The sequence below is a fragment of the Shewanella sp. ANA-3 genome (assembly GCF_000203935.1).
Classification (GTDB): Bacteria; Pseudomonadota; Gammaproteobacteria; order Enterobacterales; family Shewanellaceae; genus Shewanella.
Map to the genome: position 1 here is coordinate 2,426,996 of NC_008577.1, position 26,202 is coordinate 2,453,197.

Consider the following 26,202-nt stretch of genomic DNA (forward strand, 5'->3'; position numbering starts at 1 on the left):
ATTCTCAAGGACGAAACCGTGTCAGAAAAATTCAGCCTTTACGACATCTATGAGCAAAATTTAAACTTTCTTTTTGGCGCTGGCGCCTCTTATGGTTTTTTGCCTACTTTAGCTCTTAGAATAAAAAACCAGCATGGCGAGCCATATACCTTTGAAACGTTAGCTAAAGATCTTGAAAAGGGCCGTCAAGATAAGCTTTATGCGCTGCTATTCATGCTTTACTACCAAAAATGTATTCAGCCTGGTTTGCCCCTTTCACAAGACGGTGTTTTAAAAGCAGAACAAGAACCCGTTGTCTTGGAATATAGAAACTTTTTAACAACCTTGCTAGCGGTAATATCAAGGCAAAGCGCCAGTGACAAAAAAGCTAATATTTACACCACTAATTATGATAATTGCTTCGAGCTAGCGGGTGACAGCATAACTTCTGAAAATCTGGTTACCTGTGTGTTTAACGACGGTAGTGCAGGCTTTCAGCAACGGCGTTTTCATACCAAGAATTTTAATAATCGTGTTATTCAAAAAGGTATTTTTGATAAGCATTCAGAGTTTATTCCGCAGATAAATCTGCTGCATCCGCATGGCTCTGTGTACTGGGAACGGTTCGAGCAAAAAATTAAAGTTAACTACGGGCAAAGTAACTATCAAATTCAGTTTGATTTGAACCAAAGTACTTTGTTACTTGAATTTGATGAGTTGCTTAACGATCCACGAAATGTATGGCCAAACCTTCTACAGTTTGCCGTAGATAAAGCGGCTGAATTTAAAAAATTAGATGAAGCGACGTTCTGGGATTCCTACAATAGGATACCCATAGTGAACCCTACCAAGTGGAAGTTTCATGAAACAGTGTTTGAAGAAGCTTATTATCAGATTCTTCGCCACTTAAGTTTTGAACTAGAACGTCCAAATTCGGTATTAATCACTTTTGGCTTTTCGTTTGCCGATGAACATATTCTGCATTTAGTGCAGCGATCCTTGTCAAATCCAAGTCTTACCGTGTTTGTATCTTGTTATAACGACGCTGAGAAGTCTGCCATGAAGGAGAAGTTTAAAGGCTATCCAAATGTCAAATACCTCACTATTGATGATGAACTAACATTCAAACGCTTTAATAAACGAGTGTTCACTTTGGCTAAGGATGGCGATTAGATGAGCATTGCTATTGGAGAGGTAATATCAGTCAAAGGAATTAACATCGTTGTTGAGCTGTACGAAGAATCCAATAAAGAAACGCTGTTTTATAAAGGAGAGCGTTTCAACGGAGTTTCGATACAAGAGCACATCCTTATTCGGCGCGGCTTCAAAGATATTGTTGCTATCGTGCAAGGCGAATATTTAGACGAAAAAATGCCAACTGAAAACGGTCGAACTTTTGTCAGGAAAATCGAATTAAAACCAATTGGTTACTTTCAGGAAAATCAATTCTACGAAGGTATTAAATACCTCCCCATGATCCGAGATCTTGCTTACTTGATGAGTGATAAGCAGGTGCGGCAAGTTTATGGTGAGGGGGATGATGATTTTGTTGTCGGTGAAATTCTTAAAGAAGAATTATCAGTTTCACTGCCGTGGGCAAGCTTGTTCAACACTCATATCGGTGTATTTGGGAACACAGGCAGTGGTAAATCTAATACTTTGACAACGCTCTACACGAAGTTATTCTCCCAAAAGTTGAAGCAAATAAATGGCAAAAGCCATTTTGTTGTTATCGATTTTAACGGTGAATATACTGCTGGCCAGCTATGCACTGATCCAAAGTTCAAAAAAGTTTATGATTTAGATACCCGAAAAGATGGACAAAGCAAATTTCCGCTGAGCGAGGCAGTCTTCTGGGATGAAGAGATTTTCGGCATTTTGTTCAAGGCGACTGAAAATACTCAGAAACCGTTTTTGAAGAGAATTATTACTGGTCGAGAGCGTTTTAAGGAGTTTCCCAATAGCCTTGAAAACTACACTAAAAAAATACTGGTTAAAGCATTAACGAGTACATCGCCAAAAAAGGAATTTGCAGAGCTCATAGTCGAAATTGCAGATATTGTTCATGCTGATGAATTGAAACAAAAAACCCTGCAGTTAAGCTGGCATAGCAAAAGCGTTAATTTTTATTTTCTAAATACTGGTACACATCTGAATGGCGGTTCAGATGATTTCGGCTACAAGAATTATTTTGAAGAAAGCATAAATCAATTAAAAATAGGCAATTTGTCTCATTTCGAAGAGCTCAAGCTGCGCGTTAATCTTCAGTTATTGTCCGATTTAGTTAATGGTTTTGTTCAATTCGACCATATCCAACCGTTACTAAAAAGAATTGAGTCTTCGTTAACGTCTTTACAGCGTGTAATAGAGATAGGTGAAAATCCAAAGCTCCACCTATTGACGGTTGTTTCACTGAGAAAATCTAATCAAGAAATAAAAAAAATAATTCCACTACTTTTAGCTAAATACTATTACGACAGTCATAAAGTTACTGTTATCAATGACAGCCCTCCGAAAAAGACTTTTCACATGATTATCGATGAAGCGCATAACATACTGTCTATGCAGTCAAACAGGGAAAGTGAAAGCTGGAAAGATTATCGGCTGGAGTTGTTTGAAGAGATCATCAAAGAAGGCAGAAAATTTGGTTTTTACTTAACACTGTCTAGCCAGCGGCCCGCTGATATTTCGTCAACGATAATGTCTCAAATTCACAATTTTTTTATTCATCGACTGGTTAATGATAGAGATTTGCTGTTGCTTGAAAATTCGATCAGCACTTTGGATGCCCTCTCACGCTCGATGATACCTAACCTTGCAAGAGGCTGTGCGGTCGTGACTGGGACGTCGTTTGATATTCCAATGATTGTGCAATTTAAAGCGCTCTCGAAAGAGGCTCAACCAGATAGTGGTGACGTCGACCTAACAAAATTATGGGGGTAACGATTAACTAACATCCTGTCGATCAACGAAAAGTATCTACATGCCTTAAGCCTCACGAGTGACTGGCGAACCGTTTCTAAGTGGGCCTGCAAGGTTGCAGAGGTTGCTGGTTGCTGCCTAAGCTCAAGCTGCCAAGTAGACAAAAGGTATGATGATTCGATAGTAGTCCACCGGAATAGCTAAATATCTTCGGAATTATTTTTCTAAACAATTTTCAATCTAAACACTAAGGAAAGGTATGAGTACACAACAAGGCTTCCATGATTTATATAAAAGCATCATCCAGCAGCTTGATGCTGCTTCAGCAGAAATCACGGACCTAAAAATTGAGAACAAAGAAGGGCAGGCAAAGCTCGCCGACATCTCCAAAAAGATGAAAGATATACGGTCAGACTTTAAAGACGAACTGTTATTTTTGGAAAAAAATTCCGAGTGGGAAAAATTTACCTTGGCATTCTTTGGTGAAACCAATGCTGGTAAGAGCACTATTATTGAATCCCTTCGTATTTTGTTTGATGAACAGTCACGGCGTGAATTACTTAAACAGAACCGGGGAGACCTCAGCAAGTTCAGTAACGATATTAACCAGCATATTGAAAAAATTAAGTTTGCTTTCGCAGAAACGATGAGAATTCAGGCTGATAAATCAAATGCGCTAAATACAGACATTAACGACCTGAAAAAAATGTTACAGCAATCGAAATTGCTAAACATTGTTGCAGGCGTTCTGATTGGAGCCACTTTGACTGGTTTGATTTTTTGGTTTATTGGAGGCTAGTACCATGAGTATAAGCAGCCAATTTTCTGATGGACTTAGTGCACTAGCAGATTCAGCAGTGACTCAAGCAGAGCATCTTATTTCTTCAGGACGAATTGACGGTTTGATCATTGGGACAGGGAAAGCAGATTTCACCCAAGGAAATGTTGCATACAATCTAAATTTGGATAATCGAACTTTTCAGTTGATAGATGTTCCTGGCATCGAAGGAGATGAATCGAGATTTGTCAAACTAGTTGAAGAAGCCGTGGCTAAGGCTCATCTGGTAGTTTATGTAAATGGCACGAATAAGAAGCCAGAGAAAATAACATCTGAAAAAATAAAAAACTATTTACGTCGCGGTAGTAAAGTTTTTCCACTGATAAACATTCGTGGGAGTGCAGATACTTATGAGTTTCCTGAAGACAGAGAACTGTTATTAAACTCCCATGCGAAAGATATTATTAATCAGACTACGCATGTATTAGACAATGTACTTGGCCGTTCAGCTTTGTTGCCGGGCCATGCTGTACAAGGCTTAATTAGTTTTTGCGCGTTGGCTCATAATAATGATACAGCAACAACCTCTATTCATCCTGATCGTGAAGTTGACCTGGTAAGGCATCAGACCAATTTCCTGAAACATTTTGGCAACACCAGCACTATGCTCGGATTCAGCGGGATAAATACTGTTGCTGATGTTGTGCGAGGTAAGCTTGATACATATCAGGAAGACATTATCGAGTGCAATAAAGATAAAATTAAACAGTTGCTTAGCGAGACCATTAGTTCTTTACAGTCATCACTTGATGAACTCAACGATTACATCAGAAAGATGCAGCCTGAATTTAAAAAATGTCGTACAGCTATACAGGAGGCGATAAAGAGTTTTGAACGTATGACCTTAACTGGCCAAAAAAATACCTTTCAAAATACGTTTATACAGCTAATGGATGAAAGTGATTACATTGTTGAACAATACTTCGGAGACGGTGATCGGATAAAATCCAAAATTGAACAAGCTTTCGAGAAATTTGTAGCGGAAGCACAGACTTCTATAGAAAAACAAAATGCTGAAAATGTGCAGGATTTGTCACAAAAAATTCAAAGTGCTATCAAACGCCTGCTCGAAGATATGCAACGTGTAGAGCTGGAACAGTCCATTGCTGCGGAGGCGTTTACTGATACTAAGTTAAATCATGCCAAGGATCTTGGCTGGAATCTGGGCTTAAGCGACTTTGGCTCATTTGCTTTCCAAGTTGGAAGTTATGCTCTATCTGGCTTTACAATCGGTTCGGCCTTTCCCGTTATAGGTAATATTGCGGGGGCAATTGGCGGTGCTGTATTGGGCATCGTCATGGGGCTCTTTGGCCTCTTTACTAGCAAAGAAAAGCGAATCAGAAATGCAAAGTCGGAAGTACGCGAAAAGATTGAAGCGGTTTGTGATGAAAAATTAGCGACCATTGAAAGTAACGTTGCCAAAATTGTCGCGAGAGTTCATTCCGAGGTCGAATCTAAAGCCTTATCTGCAGTTAACACACTAGAGAACAATCTAAATGTTCCAGTGCATGTTCTCGAGAAGCAGATAAAAGTTCTTACCATTATTTTGAATAAAGTCAGGGATATGCAATATGGAACAATTGAAACAGTTTGAAGTAGAGAAGCAATCGGCTATTAGTACCTTACAGCAGTTGAAAGAAGTGTTGACTGAGTTAGGGGCTATAGGAATGGATGTTTCAGTCGATATTCAAAAATTAGAAGCTGCATTGAATACAATCAAAGATGATGTATTGCGGATTGCTTTGCTCGGTGCTTTTTCCGATGGGAAGACCAGTGTAATTGCGGCTTGGTTGGGCAAGATTATGGCTGATATGAAGATTGATATGGATGAATCCTCAGACCGTTTAGCTATTTACAGACCTGAAGGCCTGCCTGATAAATGCGAAATTGTTGATACTCCGGGGCTATTTGGCGATAAGCAAAAAGAAGATGAAAACCTTCAGATTATGTACGAGGATATAACTCGCAATTACATATCTGAGGCTCATTTGATTCTGTATGTAGTAGATGCTACCAATCCGCTAAAAGAAAGCCATCACCAGATAGTACGTTGGGTACTACGGGATTTGAATAAGCTAAGCTCTACCGTATTTATCATTAACAAAATGGATGAAGTAACAGATTTGTCTGATCCTACACTATTTTCCGAACAGGCAGCCATAAAAACGGAAACTCTAAAAGAGAAACTCCAACGTGCAGCAAGCCTCACAGATGAGGAAGTTAAGGCACTTCGTATAGTCTGTATCGCATCAAATCCGAATGGGCGCGGCTTACCGTTTTGGTTTGAAAAGCTTGATGTATATCGAAACCGCTCTCGCATTGATGAGTTGAAAAAAACTACTACATCGATTTTAGATAGCAGTGTACGTAGTACTATTATCGCTAAAACTGGTATTGATGTCGTCGCAGGAGTTGTTAGTCAGCGGGTTCTTGCTGCGCAGAATTCCCTTGATGAACTTGAAGTCTTTGCCAAGCAACGTGAGCAGGAATGCGAAAGGATCCGTGAGGATTTAAATAACGGGAAAAGGGAAGTTAAGCGCTTGGCTGGTCAGCTTTTTAATGAACTAGAGGGCTTAGAAAAGCAGCTGATGGGAAAGCTACGTCCTTTAGATTTTGAAGATATACGTCCTTTTATGGAGGATGAAATTGGTTATACGCAAGATAATATTGGCTACAAACTTTCGATCAAAATTAAAACAATAGTTGACTCTTATTATGACCAAACGTCTCTTATTACGTCTAGATTAAATCAGGAGATCAATAGCCAGCTAGACTCAAGTACCAGCTTCTTAGACTCATTAGGTAGCGATGCACTTAAGTTTGTTGGGAGCGGCCTGTCAAATGTTTCAAAGATAAGCCCAGATGCTATTAAAGCAACAATTTTTGTGGCCAGAGATCTCTTAGCTAAAACCACAGGAGTTGTTTATAAATTTAAACCTTGGCAGGCTTCTAAACTTGCTGCTGGTATCAGTAAGTGGGCCGGGCCTGCGGGTATGGTGTTTAGTCTAACGGCTGATTTCTACAATGCTTATAAAGCAAGTGAGCTAGAAGCAGAGCTTAAAGAGACTAAGAATGAGATTAGCACAATGATCAAAGAAGCGTTTAAAGACTTATATGATATTGTCAGTGATGATCAGAAACTTTTTGATTTCTTCGCACCACAACTAAAAATCTTTGACCAACTGATAACTGATACTGAATCGCAAGTGAAAGATATCCGAGTTAGTCAAAATTCACTTCGGGGGATTAGTGAAAAATTAAAATCGCTCCCCAGTTATTAATTAACTCATTATAATATTGAAATTTATCGCCTTACAGCTGATACTGCGGGGCGGTAATTTTTCAACGAGTTTGAAGGTAATGTAATACGCCCATTGTTACAGTGGTTTATAAAAAAGGAGATTATATGCCAATACAAACACCTGCTTTTAAACTCATTTGTCCATCTTGCGGTTGGACTAAGGTTTTTCCGCCGATGGGTGATGTACGCTTTCCCGGTCAGGTGCCAGAAAAGTGTCCAACTTGTGGTAATGAACATCTAAAACGACTGCAGCCTAATTTTGCAGAAAAAATACTCGTAAATATCTTTAAGAAACTTTAATTAGCTGGTAACAAAGATGGCCCTATTTGATACAGATTGGACTAATGAACTGAATCAAGTTCATGAGGTTGCAAAGAAAATTATCGACGATGATGTGTCGCCAATGATTGACCAGAAAGTGGTCTTCATCAACAAATATGCTGATGAGTTGATGCAAAAATCTGCCTTACAGGCAGACTTTCTTGCGAAAGAGATGCTCAAAGAAATCGAATTGCAACGGCAGAAGTTAGTCACCGATGTAACCAAAATTGCCCTTATTTTATTACTTGGTTTTACAGTTTCTGGCGCAGTTCTTATCTCGTTGTTCTTTGTGTTGAAAAATAGCTTTAATGGCTAAAGTAAGATTGCTGGTTTAGTTTGATTGCTTCATAGTCTGACGATAAGAAAAGGAGATTCCGATTAGCATCAAGAAGATGGAGATATGAGTCCTCAATTGGATTATATCTCTATTCAATTGACTGCTGAACGGGTCACAGCCTTGCAGAATATACAGTCAGTAAAGAACATACTTACTTGTTGGTTATGTCAGTACTAATGACACGTTCTATTCCCCTTGTCCTTGCGCCAATTCAAAGAGCCAATTCCATCATAAAATCTCATTTATTTATGCACCTGTAAAAGTAAGTGACCAATGTAAATTTATTTACTTTTGTGTAATTAATATTTTAGCTTCTTTGTTGTTTAACTTGATTGATTTAGTCTATCATTTTGAATTTTAATGGGTTTGTTGTGGTGGCATGCCTCGTGAATTATCTCCTGTGAAAAACATTTCATAGGAGATTCAAAATGGGTTACGAAGTAGATTTTTTAGGTGTAGGCAGCGAGTCTAAAAGTGGCGATGCTATTGCCATCCGTTTTGGCAATTTGCATGGCCGCCGGGACGAACAAACAGTGGTGGTGATTGATGGTGGATTTAGTGATACCGGTTCTGAATTGGTAGAACACATCCGCATACACTTTGGGACTGACATCGTTGATTTGGTTATTAGTTCTCATCCAGATCAAGACCACATTAATGGTCTTGAAGCGTTATTAAATGAGCTGGATGTCAAAGAGCTGTGGTTGCACCAACCATGGCTACACAACCAGAACTTAGCTGATGAATTTGCTGATGGCCGTTTAACTGACTCAAGTCTGGGTGAGCGTTTAAAGCAAAACTTAGAGCGTGCCTGGTCACTGGCAAAATTGGCGAACCGCAAAGGTATTTTGATAAAAGAGCCATTCACTGGGCTTACCGATAAATCAGGTTCGGTCAAAGTTTTGGGACCCAGCCAGTCTTATTACGAATCATTAATCCCCGATTTTGATGGAATGCCAAAACGTGCTGAAGCAAGTACTGTCGCCAACGAGAGCTGGTTTGATAAAGCTGTACGTAATGTAAAAACATTTCTTGCAAACTGGGGAGAGGATCATATTTCAGATGATGGCCAAACTTCAGCAAAAAATAATTCGAGCGTAATTACCCAGTTTATCGTAGATGGAAGGCGTCTAGTCTTTACTGCGGATGCGGGGATTCAGGCATTAGAGCATGCCGCCGAACAAATTGAGTCATGTTACTCTGGCGCTGAGTTGAAGTTTATACAAATCCCACACCATGGAAGTAAACGTAATATCGGGCCAACAGTATTAAACCGTTTGATTGGTAGTCCTGTGGTGCACAGCTCTGCACGCGATATAACGGCAATTGCATCAACCGCTAAAGCGGGGGAGCCGAAGCATCCAAGGAAGGCTGTGTTAAATGCATTCACCCATCGCGGTGCCAGAGTATTGGTTACTCGTGGGCAAGGGATACTACATTATCATAATTCACCTGGGCGTTCAGGATGGTCTTCATTAAATGCTGAGCCATATCACTTCTCTTATGAAGAGGAAGTGTAATCATGGCTTGGATTTCATTAAAAGCACAGAATTTACCGTCATTAACTTCAATCATTATTGCGCAGTTATCGGTTGCTTATGCTTTGTCAAACTCAGGCTTCGACTGGTCTTCCGTTGAGGTGTTTTCACCGGAAACGGTAGCGGTGACCTTGATCATGTTGGCGGCTGCGTTATTTAGCAGCCTGCTGCCTGCGTCAGTGAAGCATCAGTTGGTCTTTTTGCGACTAAATAACGCATTACCCGGCCATCGATTCCTGCAACTCGCTGAACACGACCAGCGCATCGATTTATTCACTTTGCATCTGAAGGTATTACCTTTGATGCAATTAAATGCAACTGAAGAACAGCAAAACCGGGTGTGGTATCAACACATTTACCACCCCCACCAAAATACTCCCTTGGTAAAGGACGCCCATAAAGCGTTCTTGTTGTGGCGCGATAGTCTGGTGGTATCACTATTTACCGCATTGCTGCTAGCGATTGGAGTGCAAACCTTGCCGGCAGTAGCTGCAGTGTTCAGTCCATTATCGTTTTTAGTGTCGGTGTTCTTTGTACTGGCGACCGGATGTGCAGCGCACCATAGCGGCAAACGAATGGTCACAAATGCTGTTGTTTTGTGGCTGCTAAAGCCTAGTGCGTGTCAGCAGCAATAGAGGCAGAACGAGTTATGGCATTTATCGTCACGCAACGTTTTGCTGAACAATCGTCGGAGATTGCAACACTACTCGACGGAACAAAGTTGGTATTTTCTAAAGACAAGTTCGATTTTTGGTGCATTTACCACATTCGCAATGGTTTTGCGCATGCATTGCGTGATGAAGAGGTCTTTAGTTTGATGCAGAAGTATACCGGCAGCATTCAGCGATTTTGGTTATATAAGGACTTTATGACTGTGTTCAAATTAGTGACAACTGACATAAATTATGTTTTAATCAACAACATAACTAACATGGCTATGCATTATGAAATGCCGCCAAAAATGTCAGCGAATTACTCGTGGCGGAGGAAGTGGCAGGAATTACAACTTGAGTGTGAGGTGAGGTTTTTTTATAGCCAAGATATTACATTAAAGTTAAGTGCTTAAAAGGATTTAAAAATGGCTGTGGTAGAACAACTTAAACTGTGGACAGCATCGGTTCTTCAGAGTAGGCAACACGTGCCTTTTGGTAGCCCTTTGTGGGCTTACAAAATCACAGACAGTGAGCTTGAAGATCTCCAAACAGTTTTACAACGTTTGTTTTCAACGACCAATACTAACTTACTTTTCAATAAGCATCTGAGCGTCTTATCACGGCCACTTGTTCTTTATATCGCAACTTGGCTTCAGCGGAAAACTAAATCCCGTCCTACTTGGGAACCTGTTACGGATAGCATCTGCTTAGATTACAACACCAGTAGCCGCGCCCTTATACTCGACTGTATTAGAGCAGGTCTAAAAGAATTCGGCATAAAAATACACCACACTCAGAATTATAGATACCTTGATACTTTGTATTGCCATGGAGGTTTTCCTCGAGCGGATTTACTTGGCATCTCTCATTCACACCTAATGGGGTATTTTGAAGATGTACTTAATAATTATGCAACGTTCCTCCACTCGCTCACAGTTGATGAAATCGCTGAGGGCAAATTGTCCAGCTTACCTGAAACCTTACAGCAGAAGTCTTTTTCTAAACTAGCTTCATCGCTAATTAGTTACCTTTTCGAACTTAGAGATAGTTTTCATCTTTATGAGACGTCTGATCCTCTCGCATTTTTGGACATGAAGAATCCAAATTGGCGAAATAACTTACCTTTTTTAGTTATTGATGAAGAAGCTAGCAGGTTGATAAACACACTGCTAAAGAAAACTAGCAAAGTAGTTAGACGTTCACAGAACCCAGTCAGACTAAAGCGTTATCTCCGACAAAACGCCGACGAATTCAATTTGTTTAGTGAGGTGCATGTAAACCATACAATTCATCCCGAAGACCTAAATAAGGTTCTTGGAGTAAATTCACTTCCAAACTTTTTTGAATTAATCACTATTACCGGAGACGGCCACAGATCCAGAGCGGCCAGTTTTAGTTATAAAACTGGTGCTGCGCCAAGATGGATAGTTTCAGAGATCGTGCGTCCCATAGTTGGTCTGTTGGCTGCAGGCGAGCTCAAGTATCAGCTATATTCTGATGGAGAACTGATTGGGAGCAATACTTATCGCCACGGCGAGTCGTTTGACGATCGTGCTCCTTGGATTTTTGACGCTGACGAACAAAAATTTAATTATTTAGGCCAGGGTAGTTTTCGTGACAGATTAGCATCAGTGCTTGTTGTGAGTGACTGCGAACCAGCGAAATGCAGTCCATCCTCTCAAGTTAGACTATTGGGTAAAGTCAGCTTCTGTGAACGTAACGTCTACAAAATAACCGGCCATGTAAAAATACCATCAACCTTTGGCCATTTTCATATTCGAACCGATGCTAGCCAACTGAATCTAGACTGCGTAAATGTCAAAGGGAAAAAGTTGGTAGATGTTATATCCGATAAACCGGTATACATCGGTAAACCAAATCTAGTAATTGATGAATCAAAGCCTGGTGCATTCTTAAATAAAGAAGAATATTTTTGGGTGAGCACCAATGGTACGAGAATTCCCTATTTTAGTAATACGGTTACTTCGGGAACAGGTGCTGTTGTTAGGGTCCTTGAAGGCGAAATTGTTTGGGTGCATGAATGCGTCTATCTTCACGATGAGTTTTTGGCAGAACTAATTCACAATGGAAAAGGGGAATTTGAAGTAAAATTCCGGGGTTTGGAAAATGCCCATGTTGGTTTAGTTCCTGGTCAAAGTGCAATTTTGACCGCTGAGCCCGAACTCATAGCGGGCTTTAAGTTTTGTGATATCAGATTAACTGATCTTCTAGTTGACAGTGTTGAATTCAGTATCTCCTGGTCAGATGCCCCTGATAATACAATAAGACTCAGATTGCCCATTGCACTTAATGCGGTATCTTTGCTGACAAAGACGGGGGATGTTTATAGAGAATGTGACCTAGGATGTCTGACAGCTGACGATCTCATGGACTGTACTTTCAAGTTTCAACCAGACACATTTGAAACTCGGGTTAAAGTTGATCTCCTCGCCGATGACAAAGTTGACATGTCAGTTTCTCAAGAAATGAATCTTTCCGCGTCTGGTACAAGTAAAACTCTTCCTGCGAGAGCTGTTGCTAACTTAGTGCGTCGACTTTTCCGTAATGGTTCAACTCCGGAACATGTTGTCAGGTTATCGTTCTTTGCTAAAAACGAAATTCTGGAGAACCGCATACCTCTAGTGTATAGATTTAAATATATACCCAAAATTCGCGGCCAATTCGTTTACTTACCTAAAACTCTTCTATTGATAAAGCATCTTGACCAATTGAAGTTAAAGTTGACACCAATTTGGGATCTTAACCGGGACACTCCAGATTTAGAATTTCTGGTTGAGGATGGAGATTTTGTAAAAGCAAAGCTACCAGAGATTGATGAATATGGCGGATGGTTACTGTGGGGGCCCGGACAAACAAACTTTAAACCGACATTGATTGAGTTTGACGTTCCGGTTGTACGCAAGAAAATAGATAACTTAGGTGCGTTCGGACAGGCTCTAAAGTCAGCACTTCAGTGTTCTCAAGGCATCACTGATTTTAATGAACCTCTAAAACAAGACTCGATACAGTATGCGGTTAAGTATCTAAAGCAAGAGGGTAACAAGCGTACTATTAATTTCTCATTACTCGATCGTATTCTAGAAAAAATGGAAAACGATATAGATCATGAAGGTTGGTCATATTTAAATGATCTGATAGACCTCGTAGAAGATATCGAGCCTGCAAATTTTCATGTACTCAAGCGACTGTTATCGCGCCCTTCTTGCTTAACCTTAATGCTTCTTAGAGACACCTCCAGATTCCACAAGGTGTGGGAGTTGGCTGATTATTTGCCGTTTCAGTGGATTCTCATACCAATATCAGCGTGGATCAAAGCTATTGATAAAGTTAAACGGAAAAATGCTTCATCACTGGAATTGATAAAAAAAACAGCTCCTAATATTTATGCCGAAGTTGAGCGTGGTCTATTTAGAGATCTCACTGCAAAAGGCCTATATTTTAATACATTGGTCGATATCGCTTTAGTCAATTTTACTCCAAGTAAAAAAATCTGGGCGGATACAAAAGACCCGAGGGGCAGTTCTTCTATTGGAAATAAATTCCTGATTGCCAAGAGCAAATTGTTTGAGCGTCATCAACACAAGTTGATGAGTATTTCACAGTCAAAGAAAAGAGATCTTGAGTTAATCGAATGTTTGGATAGGTGTTGGCCTGTTTCTTCGTTGCCAAGCGATCTTCGTGGCTTTTTCAGGGCAATGGGGGCCATTGAACAAAGTGAAGTGGTAAAGCGAGCTTACAAGCTTACGATTGAATTACCCGTAAAGGTGGCTTTTTATAACTTGGATGTATTCCTGCAACCTCTTCCTCCAAGGGAATTCCACGCGCTGAGTTTCTCTTTGAGTCAACTGCAACAGTTCGACAGAGAATGGTTGCAGGAGGCTATGTCATTAGCCACAGGGGCGGCATATTCAGCTTTTTGTAACTCAGAATTCACAGTGGTCGGTTAAGCTCGGAGATAGGTTCATTTAATGTCTAAAAAAAGCATTTCCCTAACCAATTTGTATACAGCAATTTCATCAGTGTCTGTCGATGCGGTTCTCAACCAATTAAATTTCAGGCATGACAGTTTGCGAGCTTATCTACGCTCAGTCCTCTCTAGTCAAATGCGCCACAATGATGGATTTTTAGCAGAGCCAGTAATTGAAGCAACATTTGGTTGGCATTCATCTGAGCGATCCTTGAACGATTTGACTAAGCAGGGAGAGTTATCAGCACGGTTGGTAAAGTGTATGGATGGTGCTTTTGCGCCAGATACGGAAAAACAAAAGTCTGAAGATTCAAAAATGGGAAAATCCCGTCTTGGATACGCGACAGACATAGATGAAGACTATACCTGGCCCGAAAATAGAGCTCCTTATACTCATCAGTTAGAGGCGTGGAATCTCCTCTCACAGGACACTCCGCGTTCTACAGTTGTTACTTCAGGGACCGGTTCAGGAAAGACTGAATGCTTTTTGGTTCCATTACTTAATGATTTAGCCAAACAAGTTGAATCTCACGATGAAGTACTAGTTGGGGTTCAAGCAATAATGTTGTATCCCCTTAATGCATTAATTAATTCTCAGCAAGAGCGTTTAAGTGCATGGACTAGGGGATTTGAGGGAAAGATAAGGTATGCACTTTACACTGGCGAAACTAAACATACTGCACCACCCAAAGCGACCAGAGTTTTTAAAACACACAAGCCTGAAAAAGTCGAGTATAGGGATGATATAAGAAATGCACCTCCCCCAATATTGGTAACTAACTCAACAATACTTGAGTACATGCTTGTTCGCCCAGTTGATCGTGAAATCTTAACAAAGTCTCAAGGGAAGCTGCGCTGGATTATCTTAGATGAGGCTCATACCTTGGTTGGGACGCAGGCAGCAGAAATATCGCTGTTGTTACGTCGGACGATGATAGCTTTTAATGTAAAACCTGAGCACGTAAGATTTATTGCAACTTCAGCAACCATCGGTGACTCAAAAGATTGGATTAGAACAGAGAAGTTACTCAAAGAATTCCTCTCTGGGCTTGCCGGAGTGAGCCCTGAACAAGTATCTGTGGTGCGTGGTACTCGATACATTCCTAAAATTCCCGACGACACTGATATTGAAGGCAAAATTTCAATTCCGGATTTAGAAAAATTAAATAGTGCAGATGCATACCAAAAGCTCTGCCAAATCCCTCTAATGCGCATTTTACGCCAAAGACTAATTCAATCTCCTATGACAGTTAGCGAGATTGCAAAAACGGTATATACAGAACGGGAGCAATTAGAGGCCCTGCACGCACAAAATGCTATGAAGTTAATTGATATTGCAACAAATGCATACCCTGACGGCAATCCAAGTCTTGAGCCTTTTTTTCCTGTTAGAGCTCACATATTTCATCGCGCCCAAAGAGGCTTATGGGCGTGTGTTAACCCCAATTGTTGTCATAAGACGGGGAGTGAGCTAGAGCAGGGATGGCCATTCGGAAGAGTGTTTGTTTCAGAGCGACAAAAGTGCTTGGATGGCTGCAGTTCACCAGTGTACGAATTAACGCATTGTGCAGTCTGTAAAGAACCTTCTCTTGCGGCCTCATTGGTCATTGACTCACATGGAAATCGAGTTTTGCTATCACGAGAGCATGATGATTTAGATGAGTATTCGGATGAGATTGAAGATAATCAAGAAATCGATGTAATTCTTGAGCATAAGACTCGCAACAATGTGCAAATATTTAGCTCCCAATCGAGCGATTTAGAACGATATAAATCCTTCGGAAGCTCAGTCGAAGCTTATCTGGATCTGAGTACCAGAAGAGTCAAAACTCGTTCTGAAAACACCCTTGCGGTTAGGTACACAACAGCGGATCGTGACTCATATCTCCGTTGCGCATGCTGTGACGCTACGGAAGCAGTAGCAAGTTCGACTTTTAAGAGAGCTCTTCTTGGTGCGCCTTTTTTAATGGGAAATCTTGTCCCCGAGTTATTGCGGCATATCCCAAGGAAAAATGATGATTCGTTGTTCGGTGCTCGTTTAATAACTTTTACGGATAGCCGACAAGGAACGGCAAGATTTTCTGCAAAGTTGCAACTAGATTCTGAGCGTAAGTGGTGTCGTTCAAAAATCTATCGCGAAATTGCAATGCGAAGCTCTGATTCCGAACTGTATAACGACCCCCAAATTGCAACATTCAACAAGATTCTTGATAGTAATCCTGAAGCCGCTACTAAGGATTTTATTTTATCGCAGATAAAAATAAGGCTTGAAGAGTTAAAGAAAGTCTCATTCAAATTGAATTGGGTAGCTGCGGTTGAACTCTTGGCAAACACTGACGAAATAAGGTTGATGGCAGGGGACCTAGATGTCGAAGACTACATGCTCCCAGGCGAATATAGTAATCGAGACCAACGCTTAGAAAATACTAAACACCTTGCAGAATTGTTTTTACTCCGAGAGTTTGCGCGGCGGCCTAAAAATGCCAACAACTTAGAAACATTAGGCTTGGTGAAGATAGTTTACCCTGCCCTAGATTCCATAACTGAGGAAGATCTGCGAGTTGGCTGTCGGGAATGGGGCACTCTAGGTCTCAATCTCGATGATTGGAAGAGCTACCTAAAGATCATTCTTGATTTTTATGTCAGAGAAAACACGCTAATTGACATTCACTCTTATCAAGTGAATTGGATGGGCGGTAAATTATTTGCACGCCTTCTGCAGGGGCCTGAGTTTGAAGGCAAATCCGAGGAAGAGAAAAAAGCTATTTGGGCTTTTCCATCGGTGAACAAGGGGAACCAACATAAGCTGGTTCGTATGCTCGAGTTATTTAGCAAAAGGTCAGCTAAAGACAACCCAGAGCTTTTCAACGGAATCCTCAGATTTGCGTGGCGTACTCTAATTAATAAAGAAATACTGCAGCATTACAAGGATGGAAATAAAGAGTGGCGTGAAGGCTACCACCTAAAGCTGAGTAACTCAGCATCCTTTGAATTGATAACAAATGCATCCGTGTGTCCAATTACTAACCGATGGTTAGATACGTCATTTCGGGGAATATCGCCATATTTAACCAGTAAGACTGAAATAGAAGATTGCTTGGTTAAGAATACGAACTGCAAGATTCCTCATCCAGCCCCTGATTTGTTGCAAAGCAATAGCTCGCAATCGCTTCGCAACTGGATACGCCACAATGAGTTTATTCTTAACATGAAAAAGCAGGGGATCTGGAGAGATATCACTGATGCGGCACTTTTACCCCCAGTCATGCTTCGTTCTGCAGAACACTCAGCTCAACAATACACTGACAATTTGAAGCTTTTTGAAAAGGCATTTAAAAAAGATTTTTTGAATGTCCTTAATTGTTCAACAACGATGGAAATGGGTGTAGATATTGGTTCGCTAGTCATGGTAGCGATGAACAATGCTCCGCCATCGACGGCAAATTACCTGCAACGCGCTGGACGCGCTGGCCGACGAGGTGAGAGTACCTCTATCGTATTCACGTTCTGTAAATCTACGCCGCATGGTGAAAGAATTTTTGCAAACCCGAAGTGGCCATTTGAAACGCCCATTCCAGTTCCGAAGGTTGCACTTGAAAGTGTGACTATTGTTCATAGGCACATTAACGCATTCCTCCTATCTCGCTATCTAAATACCAAGTTTAGCAAAGAGAATCTGCCAACTTTGAAGTCTGGAAAATTCTTCACTTCGGATACAGGTACTGCAATTTATGAGCGTTTTATGAGCTGGTTATCCAGTGAAGCTGTTGATGATAAATACATTAGCCAGTGCTTGCGCATGATGATTGTAGGGAGTGGATTGGCGGGACAAGCGGAAGCATCTCTTGTGCATAAAACATTGCAAACCATCGAAGAAGCGTCAAGCCATTGGCGGAGGCGTTGGGACTCACTTTGTGCAGAAATTCAGAAAGTAAGCGAAGACGACACCGGAGCCAAAAGGCGTTTGATTAAACAGAAAGAATCTATGGAGAAAGATTCGCTATTGAGTGAACTAACCTCAAGAGGATTTCTTCCAGGCTATGGTTTCCCGGTAAACGTTGTTGAACTGGTTACTAACAATAAAATGGAAAAAGCAAAGGAGGCTCACAGCTACCCATCAAGGGGACTGGCCACAGCGATAAGGGAGTTCTCTCCAGGGAGTGATATCGTTTTAAACGGTGCCGTATATCGTTCGATGGGCCTTCAATTGTCTTGGAAAGTGCCACAAAGCCAGTATGACCTATCTAAGGTTCAGAAATTGCGGAATGCTGTGAGCTGCCAAGAATGCGGCTTTTGTCAATTGGACATTATAAGCAATCAAGAGCTAAAAAGTTGTCCAGACTGCGGTTCCAATAGGCTCAAGACGATGGAGTATATCGTACCCGATGGATTTAAAGTCGATTATAAGACGCCACTTCATAACGATTACACTCAACCACTTTATGCGCCATATACAGAACCGTTAATTTCCATAACAGACACAACCTGGCAGGCGCTATGTCGGCACGAATTAGGACGCTTTAAGGTCTCCGACGCGGCAGAGCTTTTTTACTACAACAATGGCAATGGTGGTGGGTATGCTCTCTGTTGGAGTTGTGGCCGGATGGAGCCATTGGCAGTCAATAGTAGTGAAGGTCGTACTTTTTTAGATCTGAAAAGTCAGGTGAGATTACTTACTCGAGAAAAGCATCCTAGGTTGTCTGGTACGTCAATAGATGGAAATGCTGACTGTATTAAGAGTGATTGGAGCATTAAAGTCAGTTCTTCAAGTTTACAAGATGGATTATTACAAATTCCTTTTGTTCTCGGGTTCAGCAGTGTAACAAGTATGTTCGAGCTACAAATTAGGGATCCAAAAACTCACGAGTGGATATTTGATCGTAAGCTCTTGTTTAGTTTCGGTGCTGCCTTAAGACAAGTTTATTGTGCAAGGAAGGGGATTTCCACGTCTGAGCTTGGCATTTCAGTCCATCAAAGGAAAACAGCATCTTCCGAGAGTGAATCAGTTTGTAGCCTTTTTATTTTCGATACTGCAGAACAAGGTGCAGGGTATGCATCGTCAATCCCTGAGGTATTGGCAGAGCTTTTTAAAGATGTCTATGAGTACGCGTCAGAATGTCCATCTGCTTGTGATGCATATTGTCACGCATGCCTTTTGGATTATGACACACAGCATCATGTCGAGTATTTGGACCGAAAATGGTTAGTTCAGTTTTTTGAAGAAACAAAGTTTCATTTGTTATTTGAGGTTGAACCTTCTCGAGCATGCTTTGGAGAACGCTCAATTCCTGAGCTCAGCAGTATTGACCAGCTACTATCAATCAAGGGTAGGTCGTCATTAGGAATAGATTTGTTTGTGTCTGCTTCTGATTGGGATCTAGCTGAAGTTTCAGTTTTATCTAAACTTCATGATTTGAAAGGGATACCAATTCGTTTGCTGTTAGGTAATGCGGCGATTCAAACACTGACACCAAATTTAGCTTGGCAGCTTAGGTCTAAAATTCCATCTCAAGTGGAGATCTCATCTTATGAATTACCCAAGGAGATTTCGGCCGGCTCGTTCCCGTTATTACGAATGAAATTTACCGATGGTGATTATTGGTATGCAACCGATGATCAGAGAAAAATCTCTTGTAACGCTCAATGGGGCTCGTCGGAAGGAGCATCTTTAGTCGCGGCAAAACCAATGGCTGTTGATCTAAAAACCAGCCCTTTCAACTTGGAAGACTTGGCATTGAAGTCTGAGCTAACAAGTAACATCGCGCTGATCGACGACATTACGACAAAGCTGAATGTCCCATTCAATCGATTTGGCAGTTCGATATTTGCGCTTTTCGAGGAGATAATACCGCGCTTCAAGAATGTGTTTGATCAAGGCATCGAGAATGTAACTTATACAGACAGATACCTGATAAGCCCAATAAGTTTAGGCTTGATCATCTCTATTTTTGCTCATGTTAAAGCAATTATGGGGATAAGGGATTTTGAGATCATTACATGCCATCCGAGCGCTGCTGGTGATAGGAAACCATACTGCATTGCGGATAACTTCAGCAATATTGATGAAGTTAATGATTTCATCGACTCGGTTTGTAGTACATACGGAATTAACGTATATCCAGAGTTTGCTTCCAAAAATGACATCGATCATGGAAGGTGCTTGACGTTTACACTCAAGAATGGAGAGGTGGTTCGATTTTTATTTGACCAAGGAATGGGGTATTGGGCAACTCGCCGTCCATACAGTCGGATCAAATTTGATTTCGAAAGTGTGGGGGCGTTTGATATTAATTCTTGGTGTTTTAAAGTTGAGTCAAGTGGTGGCAATAGCTACATTGTTGTACATAAAGGGCGGAGCTGTTAAACATTTTTAAATGTATAGGTTTGGCACTCTGCGACCAACTATTATTGGATACGTTAATTGATGGTGAAACGATTTAGGCTAAAAAGAAATTAGCTCAAATCTAATCAAACTAGCGTTATTCTGAATATTAGGGCTGAATTCATCCTGTCAGTATAACTTTTGATTGTGTCAGGCAAGCCTGAAGTTGATATCGTTGTGCCAACTATGGTTGGGGTCAACAAAAAAATCGTCAAAAGCATTTTGTGCCAACAGGTTTGGCACGAAATGGGCACAAATTTAGAAAAACGTCGAATTTTGGGGGAACAGCGGTAAATGTGGACCAAACGATAGAGACAAAATCAGACAGAGCCGAAGGGTGGGGCATGTTTGAATGTTTGTGGAAAAACCTAGAACAGACTCGAAGATTTTATCTTAGGCACAAATAAAAATTAAGCATCTTTATGGATGATTATATTAAATTGAGGTTTTTTAGGGGGTTAAAGCAAGAAATGGTACACCCGAGTGGACTCGAACCACCGACCCCTACCATGTCAAGGTAGTGCTCTAACCAACTGAGCTACGGGTGCACTGTTTGAATTTCGAAGTTTATACTCTTTGAAGAGAGTGGTACACCCGAGTGGACTCGAACCACCGACCCCTACCATGTCAAGGTAGTGCTCTAACCAACTGAGCTACGGGTGCATCGTTTTAATTGTTGCCTCAACACAACTTAGCGTTGCGCTTCGGAACGAGCGCTATATTAGGGGGATAGCGAAAGGCTGGCAAGCAAAAAAATGAATTTTATTGCCAAATGGTGAATTGCTGTGCAACTTGTCCAGTGTTTCAGCAAAGTTGTTGATAAAGCGGCAAGTTAGACTGTGATGAGGGCCCAAATGACCCCGCGCGAAATAAAACGGCGAGCCAAATGCTCGCCGTTTTATCTTTCAATCTGCTTAATGATGCACGCTGTCGCCTTCAATCAAACTTAAATGCACACCATGCTTTTGAATATAACGAAGGCGGATGAAAAACAGCAGCGCCGCTGAGGTGAGGCCGGCAATTAATCCAGTCCAAAAACCATGGGCGCCCATGGCGGGTACGATAAAGTCGGTATACGCCAAGGTATAACCTAATGTCATGCCAATGCCCCAGTAGGAAAACAGCGTAATATAAAACGCACTGCGGGTATCTTTATATCCACGCAAGGCACCGGCAGCGACCACTTGGATTGAGTCAGATAATTGATACAGCGCGGCCATGAGCATCAAACTGCCGGCAAGTACCACCACTTCAGGATCGCTGTTATACAACTCAGCGATTTGGAAGCGGAATAACACCGTTAAGATTGCCGTCGACAAGGCCAATGAAAGCGCCAACCACAATCCAACCTTTGCCACCACGGCAGAAATATCCGCGCGATCGCGGCCGAGGTAGTAGCCAATACGAATCGAGACGGCAATACCAATCGAGAGTGGCAACATAAATACTATGGCGGAGAAGTTCAGCGCAATCTGATGACTGGCCACGACAGTCGCGCCCAATGGCGCCAGCAGCAGGGCAATAATTGCAAATAGGCTCACCTCAAAGAAGAGCGCCATCGCAATCGGCATTCCAAGCTTAGTCATCTTCTTCATGGTGGCAAAATCAGGGCGATGGAACTGGCTAAAGGGCGCCAATGCGGCAAACTTTTTATGTAGCTGCATATAAATCGTCATGGCAATCAACATGGCCCAAAACACTAGTGCTGTCGCGACACCACAGCCGGCGCCGCCCATTGCTGGCATGCCGAAATGACCATAGATAAAGATATAGTTCGCCGGAATATTCACCGCGAGCCCAACGAATCCGATGATCATGGTCGGTAATGTGTAAGAAATCCCTTCGCTGCAACCGCGTAATACCTGATAGAGCACAAATGCGGGCGCGCCCCATAAAATACCGTCGATATATCCTATGGTTAAGTTGTACAATTGGGGCTCTAAATTCATATGGCTGAGCACGAGTGGGGCGGATGCAAGAAACGCCATCACGCCAAGGCCACCAATTAAGGCCAGATAAGCGCCTTGAAACGCCAGCGGTTGAATGGCTTTCTGATTATTTGCGCCATTATGATGGGCAAATAACGGCGTAAACGCCATCAGCAACCCTTGGACAAATAAGATGGCGGGTAACCAAAGACTGGTTCCTACGGCCACGGCGGCCATATCGACAGCACTGACGCGGCCCGCCATGACCGTATCGATAAACCCCATCATGGTTTGGGTCACTTGGGCAATCAACACAGGGAGTGCGAGTTGAATTAAGCGTTTGGCCTGAAAGCCTGAATGATTCATAAATACAGCCTTTAACAAATAAGCGAGCAAAAAATGTTTACTGGTATAGTTCAAGCCACCTGTGAGGTGGTTGCAATACATAAGAAAGATGGCCTAAATACCCTTGAGGTAGCGTTTAAACCTGATTTGCATGAGGGACTTGCGATTGGCGCAAGTGTGGCAAATAACGGGGTATGTCTGACGGTGACTCAGGTCGTTGATGATAGGGTATTTTTCGATGTAGTGGAAGAGACCTTAAGGTTGACAAACCTTGCCAATTTGACCGTTGGTCAGCGGGTGAACATTGAGCGTTCTTTGACGTTCGGTAGTGAAATCGGCGGCCATATCCTCTCGGGACACATTCATACCAAGGCGAAAGTTAGCCACATTAGTCACACCGAGCAGCATTATGATCTGACCTTAAGCGTCGAGCCCAAATGGATGAACTATATCCTTTATAAAGGCTTTGTCGGGGTAAACGGTTGCAGCTTAACGGTCGGCGAGGTGACCGAGAGCAGTTTTATGCTGCACTTGATCCCAGAAACCCTCAAATTGACCAACTTAGGCCAGTGTCAGGTTGGAGATGAGCTAAATATCGAAATTGACAGCCAAACCCAAGCCATCGTCGATACCGTCGAGCGTGTGCTGGCCAAACGTTTTAGCGGCCAATCTTAAGCTACATGCCTAGTAAATTTGCTCGTCGTCCGAGTCAATATATAACTCTATGGTGCGGCGGGCATCATCCACATGTAAACGCAGGTGGATGGGATTACAACAAATTCGGCAGTCATCGTAATAATCCTGATCGCCGCTGCTGGCATCAATACTAATATGTTGATGGTGTCCGCAGTGGGGGCAGGCAATCACTTTATTCATGATCCTCATGGCGCAACTCCTCTCTAACGAATGCTAGGGATGACACTTGTCGCTAAGCCTTCACACAGGCTTTAGTTGAGTATACAAGAATGTGCCGTGGCAACTTAGATAAAGTCGGTATCAAAATCTCTGTAACTAGATTTTTCCGTTCATCTCAGCGCTGGGTACTTTTTTCACTGAGATTTATCTCGCGTAAAAACCGTCAAGCAATACGTACCGGCTAAGCTAACTCAATCCTTTACTGTCATCAGTTCGACAGGCGCCGTCGGTAATATGCCTTGCTCTATATTGTCACTAATGGCCTGTGATAGCTGTTCTATCTGCTGCAAAAGCTCGGCGTGGATATCGGCCTGTAAGCCTATGGCGTCGAATTGCACCGCTTGGAGTTGAATAGCTCGGGGGGCAGGTTGAGTGTGTGGCGTGGGGCTAACTGGGATTGGGTTCTGGGCGACTTGGCTAAGTGCAACCGTCAATAGGATACTCGTGAACATACCAACTCCTTTGGCTTCATTATTTACAGCGATGTGACGGCACGGTAGGCATGGTGGAAACCTCCAACCAACCCGCAATCATTTAACGCGCATAGCGTAGGGGTGTTAGATGACTGCCACATGAATGATTGACTGCAATATGATGAATTCACGGTAAACTTTGCGGATTGGTGTTAATAAAGAAGCTGATTTGAGTGCTAAGCCTCGCAATTGGGCCATTTAACTTGCGTGCCTTAAAGACTATCCCGTAGAATAACTGTCCTGCTACGCAAGGCGGCTAAGACTCCTGTACTGTCTTAACCTCGCGAGCATTCTCTTTTTACTTAATCACCATGTGGCCCTACGTGTGGGTCACCACTGGACAAGGATATTTCATGCCTGTAATTACACTTCCTGATGGTAGCAAGCGCGAGTTTGCACATCCCGTATCGACTCTCGATGTTGCCGCTGATATCGGCCCTGGTCTTGCTAAAGCCTGTATCGCTGGTCGCGTGAATGGCGAACTAAAAGACGCTTGCGATCTGATCGAAACCGATGCTGAACTTTCTATTATTACCGCTAAAGACGAAGAAGGTATTGAAATCCTTCGCCATTCTTGCGCGCATTTATTAGGCCATGCAATCAAGCAATTATGGCCACAAACCAAGATGGCGATCGGTCCTGTGATCGATAACGGCTTCTATTACGACATCGATCTTGAGCACAAGCTGACTCAAGAAGATATCGAAGCCCTCGAAAAACGTATGCTGGAATTGGCGAAAACCAATTACGACGTAGTCAAACGCGTTGTGAGCTGGCAAGAAGCCCGTGATACCTTTGCCGCACGCGGTGAAGAATACAAGATCGCGATTCTGGATGAGAACATCAGCAAAGATGCAACTCCAGCGCTGTATCATCACGAAGAATACACCGACATGTGTCGTGGTCCACACGTGCCAAACATGCGTTTCTGCCACCATTTCAAATTGATGAGCATTGCTGGCGCTTACTGGCGCGGTAACTCTGAAAACAAGATGCTGCAACGTATTTACGGTACAGCATGGGCGGATAAAAAAGCCCTGAGCACCCATTTAGCCCGCCTCGAAGAAGCGGCTAAACGTGACCACCGTAAAATAGGTAAGCAACTTGACCTCTACCATATGCAAGAAGAAGCACCAGGCATGGTGTTCTGGCATAACGACGGTTGGAGCATCTTCCTCGAATTAGAACGTTTCATTCGCCGTAAGTTAAATCAATACACTTACCAAGAAGTGAAAGGTCCGTTGATGATGGACCGCGTTTTGTGGGAACGTTCCGGTCACTGGGATAAATACTCAGAAGCCATGTTCACAACCAGCAGTGAAAACCGTGAATATGCGGTTAAGCCAATGAACTGCCCAGGCCACGTACAGATCTTCAACCAAGGCTTGAAATCTTACCGTGATCTGCCACTGCGTATGGCGGAATTTGGTTGCTGTCACCGCAATGAGCCATCAGGTTCACTGCATGGGCTGATGCGCGTACGTGGTTTTACTCAAGACGATGCCCATATCTTCTGTACTGAAGATCAAGTTCAAGCAGAAGTTAGCTCTTGTATCCAAATGGTATACGACACTTACTCGACATTTGGCTTTGAGAACATCGTTGTAAAACTGTCAACTCGCCCTGAAAAACGTATCGGTGACGATGCAATGTGGGACAGAGCCGAAGAAGCACTCAAGCAAGCCTTACGTGCGAACAATATCGAATTCACCATTTTACCGGGTGAAGGTGCCTTCTACGGTCCTAAGATTGAATTCACGCTGCACGACTGTTTAGACCGTGCATGGCAATGCGGTACTGTGCAATTAGACTACGCATTACCGAGCCGTTTAGGTGCAACTTATGTCGCCGAAGATAACAGCCGTCAAACGCCTGTGATGATCCATCGTGCGATTTTAGGCTCGTTGGAGCGTTTCTTAGGTATTTTGATCGAAGAATACGCAGGTCGTTTCCCAACTTGGTTGGCTCCAATGCAAGTTGTCGTGATGAATATCACCGACAAACAGGCTGATTATGTTGAAGAAGTGGTCAAATTCTTCAAAGAACAAGGTATTCGCGCCTCATTTGACTTGAGGAATGAGAAAATAGGCTTTAAAATACGCGAGCACACCTTAAGGCGTGTTCCTTATTTATTGGTCGTTGGCGATCAGGAAATGGAAAATAAGGAAGTTGCGGTGCGTACACGTGATGGCGTTGACTTAGGTAAGATGCGAATTGAAGATTTCGCCGCTAAGATCCATCAACAAATTTCGCTCCGTAGTCTCAAATTGTTGGAGGAATAG

The 26,202-nt window shown here is 42.3% G+C and carries 17 protein-coding genes and 2 tRNA genes; 14 read left to right on the plus strand and 5 right to left on the minus strand.

Annotated elements, in window-relative coordinates; translation table 11 throughout:
• Positions 1–18 precede the first annotated feature (18 nt).
• From SHEWANA3_RS10665 to SHEWANA3_RS10720, 12 genes are all read left to right on the plus strand, one after another.
• On the plus strand, positions 19–1,152 hold the full coding sequence (locus SHEWANA3_RS10665; protein ID WP_011717019.1) for an SIR2 family protein: 1,134 nt from the start codon (positions 19–21) through the stop codon (positions 1,150–1,152).
• Positions 1,153–2,922, plus strand: a complete 1,770-nt coding sequence (locus tag SHEWANA3_RS10670) for an ATP-binding protein (protein WP_011717020.1) — start codon at positions 1,153–1,155, stop codon at positions 2,920–2,922. It abuts the gene before it with no gap.
• Positions 2,923–3,160: 238 nt separating this feature from the next.
• On the plus strand, positions 3,161–3,700 hold the full coding sequence (locus tag SHEWANA3_RS10675; protein ID WP_011717021.1) for a hypothetical protein: 540 nt from the start codon (positions 3,161–3,163) through the stop codon (positions 3,698–3,700).
• Positions 3,701–3,704: 4 nt separating this feature from the next.
• Complete coding sequence (locus SHEWANA3_RS10680; protein ID WP_011717022.1) at positions 3,705–5,333, plus strand: hypothetical protein; 1,629 nt, start codon at positions 3,705–3,707, stop codon at positions 5,331–5,333.
• Entirely contained in the window at positions 5,311–7,020 is a 1,710-nt protein-coding gene (locus SHEWANA3_RS10685; protein WP_011717023.1) for a LeoA/HP0731 family dynamin-like GTPase, read from the plus strand. Before SHEWANA3_RS10680 ends, SHEWANA3_RS10685 begins: the two co-directional genes overlap by 23 nt.
• Positions 7,021–7,145: 125 nt before the next feature.
• Positions 7,146–7,340, plus strand: a complete 195-nt coding sequence (locus tag SHEWANA3_RS10690; RefSeq protein ID WP_041412628.1) for a hypothetical protein — start codon at positions 7,146–7,148, stop codon at positions 7,338–7,340.
• A gap of 16 nt (positions 7,341–7,356) precedes the next feature.
• Entirely contained in the window at positions 7,357–7,677 is a 321-nt protein-coding gene (locus SHEWANA3_RS10695) for a hypothetical protein (protein WP_011717024.1), read from the plus strand.
• A 449-nt stretch (positions 7,678–8,126) separates the two neighbouring features.
• A complete protein-coding gene (locus tag SHEWANA3_RS10700; protein WP_011717025.1) occupies positions 8,127–9,218 on the plus strand; it encodes an MBL fold metallo-hydrolase in 1,092 nt (363 codons plus the stop codon).
• A gap of 2 nt (positions 9,219–9,220) precedes the next feature.
• Positions 9,221–9,871: a hypothetical protein gene (locus tag SHEWANA3_RS10705; RefSeq protein WP_011717026.1), complete on the plus strand. Its 651-nt coding sequence runs from the start codon at positions 9,221–9,223 to the stop codon at positions 9,869–9,871.
• 14 nt (positions 9,872–9,885) lie between these two features.
• Positions 9,886–10,302 carry a hypothetical protein gene (locus SHEWANA3_RS10710; protein WP_041412629.1) on the plus strand — a complete coding sequence of 139 codons (417 nt, stop codon included), beginning with the start codon at positions 9,886–9,888 and terminating at the stop codon, positions 10,300–10,302.
• Positions 10,303–10,314: 12 nt separating this feature from the next.
• The gene (locus tag SHEWANA3_RS10715; protein WP_011717027.1) at positions 10,315–13,857 is read left to right on the plus strand and encodes an STY4851/ECs_5259 family protein; all 3,543 of its coding nucleotides are present in this window, start codon (positions 10,315–10,317) and stop codon (positions 13,855–13,857) included.
• Positions 13,858–13,878: 21 nt separating this feature from the next.
• Entirely contained in the window at positions 13,879–20,241 is a 6,363-nt protein-coding gene (locus tag SHEWANA3_RS10720) for a DEAD/DEAH box helicase (protein ID WP_011717028.1), read from the plus strand.
• Positions 20,242–20,730: 489 nt separating this feature from the next.
• Here SHEWANA3_RS10720 and SHEWANA3_RS10725 read toward each other — a convergent pair.
• The 3 genes from SHEWANA3_RS10725 to SHEWANA3_RS10735 form a co-directional block, all read right to left on the minus strand.
• Positions 20,731–20,807, minus strand: a tRNA-Val gene (locus SHEWANA3_RS10725).
• A gap of 38 nt (positions 20,808–20,845) precedes the next feature.
• Positions 20,846–20,922 (minus strand) — tRNA-Val (locus SHEWANA3_RS10730).
• Positions 20,923–21,173: 251 nt separating this feature from the next.
• Entirely contained in the window at positions 21,174–22,553 is a 1,380-nt protein-coding gene (locus SHEWANA3_RS10735; protein ID WP_011717029.1) for an MATE family efflux transporter, read from the minus strand.
• 33 nt (positions 22,554–22,586) lie between these two features.
• Here SHEWANA3_RS10735 and SHEWANA3_RS10740 point away from each other — a divergent pair, with 33 nt between their 5' ends.
• Positions 22,587–23,207, plus strand: coding sequence for a riboflavin synthase (locus SHEWANA3_RS10740; RefSeq protein WP_011622721.1), 621 nt, complete (start codon positions 22,587–22,589; stop codon positions 23,205–23,207).
• Between the two features lie 9 nt (positions 23,208–23,216).
• On the opposite strand, the gene SHEWANA3_RS10745 is transcribed toward SHEWANA3_RS10740, so the two are convergent.
• Complete coding sequence (locus tag SHEWANA3_RS10745; protein WP_011622722.1) at positions 23,217–23,417, minus strand: CPXCG motif-containing cysteine-rich protein; 201 nt, start codon at positions 23,415–23,417, stop codon at positions 23,217–23,219.
• Positions 23,418–23,638: 221 nt separating this feature from the next.
• The gene (locus tag SHEWANA3_RS10750) at positions 23,639–23,899 is read right to left on the minus strand and encodes a hypothetical protein (protein WP_244096609.1); all 261 of its coding nucleotides are present in this window, start codon (positions 23,897–23,899) and stop codon (positions 23,639–23,641) included.
• A 374-nt stretch (positions 23,900–24,273) separates the two neighbouring features.
• Here SHEWANA3_RS10750 and thrS point away from each other — a divergent pair, with 374 nt between their 5' ends.
• Positions 24,274–26,202 carry a threonine--tRNA ligase gene (gene thrS, locus SHEWANA3_RS10755; RefSeq protein WP_011622724.1) on the plus strand — a complete coding sequence of 643 codons (1,929 nt, stop codon included), beginning with the start codon at positions 24,274–24,276 and terminating at the stop codon, positions 26,200–26,202.